Below are 3,695 nucleotides of genomic sequence, written 5' to 3' on the forward strand. Positions count from 1 at the left end.
GCCGCACGTGCGGCAGCCAGCCCAGCCAGGCCCATTCCGCGGTGCGCTCCTCCAGGCCGCGGGAGGGGTCGGCGGTGATCAGGACGATCTCCAGCGTGTCGGGGGAGTGCAGTGCGGCGAGCTGGGCCAGCACCGCGCGGGCCAGTCCGGAGAGCCGCTCGCGCGGACCGGCCAGGCCCAGCGAGCCCACCTCGCGCAGCCCCGACGTCACGGGTACGGCGGGCAGCAGTCCCGAACCGCCGGGGACCGCCCGGTCGGCCGTGCCGAGGCGTACCGCCAGGGCCTCCGGGTGGCCGGGCCCGCGCTCCCACAGGCGGGGCCCGGGGCCCAGCGCGGTCAGCAGCAGCGTGGCGGGGTCGGGCCAGGTCTCGGGCGGGCCGGGCGGGGCGAGGACCGGTTCGGCCGGGGCGGCACCGGCCGCCTCCGTGCCGCGGTACGCCTCCGGCCCGGCGCTCTCCTCCGGCTCCGGACGCCCTCCGGTCAGCCGGCGCGCCCACGCCGAGAGCCCGCCGCGCCGGCGTCCGCCGGAGGGCCGGGGGGCGAGGCCCGCGTCGACCGGGCCGGTGCCGTGCGCCGGCGTGTCCTCGTGGCCCCCGGCGGGCCGGGAGCCGGGGGAGACCGGCCGGGAGGCGAACCCGTCACCGGTGCCGGATCCGGTGGGCGCGCCCGCGCGGGCACCGGACGCCGGGCCGGACCCGCCGTCGGCGGACCCCGGCTGCGTCACCCGGCGACCCCCGGGAACCCGCGGCGCCTCACCCCGGGAGGCCGGGGGGACCGTACGCCCGCTGCGGTCGTCCCCGCCGTCGCGGCCCGCGCTTCCGGAGTCGGAGCCGGTGCCGGTGTCGGAGCCGGTGCCGGGACCGGCATCGGTGCCGGAGCCCGTGCCCGGAGCGCTGCCCGTCCCGTGGTCCTCGATCCCCGGTGCGCCGCCCTGACCGGGCACCAGCGGGGCCTCTCCCACGGTCCGGGGCCCCGGGGAACCGTAGCCGTGGTGCGTGGGCCCGTCCGGCGGGCGCACGGCCGCCGGCCCGGCCCCCGCTGCCGCTCCCGCGGGAGGCTCCGCAAACGCCTCCGCGGGCGGTTCCGGCACGCGGACGTGCCCCTCGCCGTCCGGCGTCGTCCGGGCCCGCGCCCCCGGCCCCGCGGCCGGGGTGAGCCGCAGCGCCGACTCGCCGATCCGCAACAGCGCGCCCGGGGACAGACCGACCGGACGGGAGCCCACCCGCCGGCCGTCCAGGGTCGTGCCGTTGGTGGAGCCGAGGTCGGCGACCGAGACCCTGCCGTCCGGGCCGACCGTCACCGCGCAGTGCAGCCGGGAGACGTCCGGGTCGTCGAGCGGCACGTCGGCGTCGGCCGAGCGCCCGATGCGGATCTCACCGCCGTGCAGCAGGTGGACGCCGCCCGCGTCGGGGCCGGCGACGACGTGGAGCCTGGTCGGGGCGTCGTCCAGCTCGGGGTGCGGCTCCGGCTCCCCGGGGGCGCCCACGGCCAGCACCGCGCCGTCGATCAGCGGGGGCTCGCCGAGGGTGCAGCGCTGGGCGTCCAGCCGCTGGTCGCCGGCGTACAGCACCGGGATGCCGGAGGAGCCCGCGGAACCGGAGGAGCCGTCGCCGCCGGAGACCGCGGAGACCAGCGCGGCGGCCACCGCCGCCAGGGCCGTACCGGCGGGGGCGGTGACGACCACATGGCCTCGCGCGGGGGAGGGCAAACCCAGCGGATCTACCACGGTCAGCCGGATCTGCATCGCCGTGAGCGGTCCCTTCTGCGCGAGCGCCCGCGGTGCGGAGGACGGAACCGCCCCGCGGTCCCCCACCGCGGACTTCCCCCACCACCACACGCGCACGTACGGCCAGTACTGCAGGCATCCTCGCACCTGCCACCGACAACACGCCCGCCCTCCCGCATCAAATGATCTTGATTGGTCGGCTCTGCCCTCAAAAATGCCTGCCCCATGCGTCGTGGAGGATCGTTCCGGCGCCACTTGAGATCGGTCACGTCCGGCCCCTGGCAACCAACGGACCGGGTCGGGCGTCTTCCCCCGAACACGGGCGGGGTCCCGCGGCCTCCGCCGGGTCCCGTCCGGGCTCCGCCGGGCCCGGTCCGGGCCCGCCCGGGGGAGGGGCCGCGTCGTACCCGCACGGGAACACGGGAGGGAAGTCGTCGACGATGCCAGGCCGGTGCCCCGCGTCGCGGCATTACAGTGGGGCGGAACATTTCCGAGCACGACGCATCACGGTGTACGCCAGCCAAGCAAGCAGCAGGGAGCGCATGACGTGCGGCCGGTAGGCAGCAAGTACCTGCTCGAGGAGCCGATCGGACGCGGCGCCACGGGCACCGTCTGGCGAGCCCGCCAGCGGGAGACCGCGGGGGCCGAGGCGGCAGTGCCCGGCCGGCCGGGAGAGACCGTCGCGATCAAGGTCCTCAAGGAGGAGCTCGCGAACGACGCGGACATCGTGATGCGTTTCCTGAGGGAACGCTCCGTCCTGCTCAGACTGACCCACCCCAACATCGTCCGGGTCCGCGACCTGGTCGTCGAGGGCGATCTGCTGGCCCTGGTCATGGACCTCGTCGAGGGTCCCGACCTGCACCGGTACCTGCGCGAGAACGGCCCCTTCACCCCCGCGGCCGCCGCCCTCGTGACCGCCCAGATCGCCGACGCGCTCGGCGCCAGCCACGCCGACGGCGTGGTGCACCGCGACCTGAAGCCCGCCAACGTGCTGCTCCGGCAGGACGGCGGCGCGCTGCACCCGATGCTGACCGACTTCGGCATCGCCCGGCTGGCCGACTCCCCGGGGCTGACCCGCACCCACGAGTTCGTCGGCACGCCCGCGTACATCGCGCCCGAGTCCGCCGAGGGCCGTCCGCAGACCTCCGCCGTCGACATCTACGGCGCCGGCATCCTGCTGTACGAACTGGTCACCGGCCGCCCGCCGTTCTCCGGCGGCTCCGCCCTGGAGGTGCTGCACCAGCACCTGAGCGCCGAACCGCGCCGTCCCTCCACCGTCCCGGACCCGCTCTGGACGATCATCGAGCGCTGCCTCAGCAAGGACCCCGAGCGGCGGCCCAGCGCCGAGAACCTCGCGCGCGGCCTGCGGGTCGTCGCCGACGGCATCGGCGTGCACGCGAACGCCGCGCAGATCTCCGCCGCGGAGAACGTCGGCGCGCTCCTCATGCCCGACCCCGACCCCGCGCCCGTGCCCGGCACACCCGGCGCGCCCGGCGTGCCCGGGTCCGCCGACCCGACGCAGGTGCTGCCGCACACCGGGGGCGCGTACGACCCCGACGGCGCGACCAGCGTCCTGCCGCAGACCGGCAACGCCCCGGCGGGCCCCGGCGGCCCCTCCGGAGCCGCCGACCCGACCGCCGTCATGCCCCCGGTGCCGCCCGGCCAGGACGGTCAGGGACAGCCCGGGTCCGACGACCCGCACCCGTGGCAGAACCAGATGCGCGCGGCCCGCGACCGCAACGAGCAGACCCAGGTCCAGTACTTCGACCCGGGCGAGGACCCGCTGCGCCGCCGCCCCCAGCGGCAGGTCTCCCGGCAGCAGCCCCCGCAGCGCCGTCCGCAGTCCCAGCCCGGTTCCGGCCACGGCCGGAACCGGGCTGGGACTGCGGACGGCGCTGCGGGGGCTGCTGCCGGGAGACCTGCCGCTGGGGGCGGCTGCGCAGCGGGCCCTCGCCCGGGTCGACGTACT

2 protein-coding genes are annotated in these 3,695 nt (G+C 77.5%); one reads left to right on the forward strand and one right to left on the reverse strand.

Annotated features, from left to right (window positions below; all coding sequences use genetic code 11):
• A partial coding sequence (locus AOK18_RS28720; RefSeq protein ID WP_157865272.1) for an FHA domain-containing protein occupies nucleotides 1–1,744 on the reverse strand: 1,744 nt, incomplete at its 3' end.
• Nucleotides 1,745–2,273: 529 nt separating this feature from the next.
• Here AOK18_RS28720 and AOK18_RS28725 point away from each other — a divergent pair.
• On the forward strand, nucleotides 2,274–3,695 hold a 1,422-nt coding region (locus AOK18_RS28725), incomplete at its 3' end, for a serine/threonine-protein kinase (protein WP_079105237.1).

Origin of the sequence: Streptomyces prasinopilosus (assembly GCF_001419695.1) — a bacterium.
GTDB classification, from domain to species: domain Bacteria; phylum Actinomycetota; class Actinomycetes; order Streptomycetales; family Streptomycetaceae; genus Streptomyces; species Streptomyces prasinopilosus.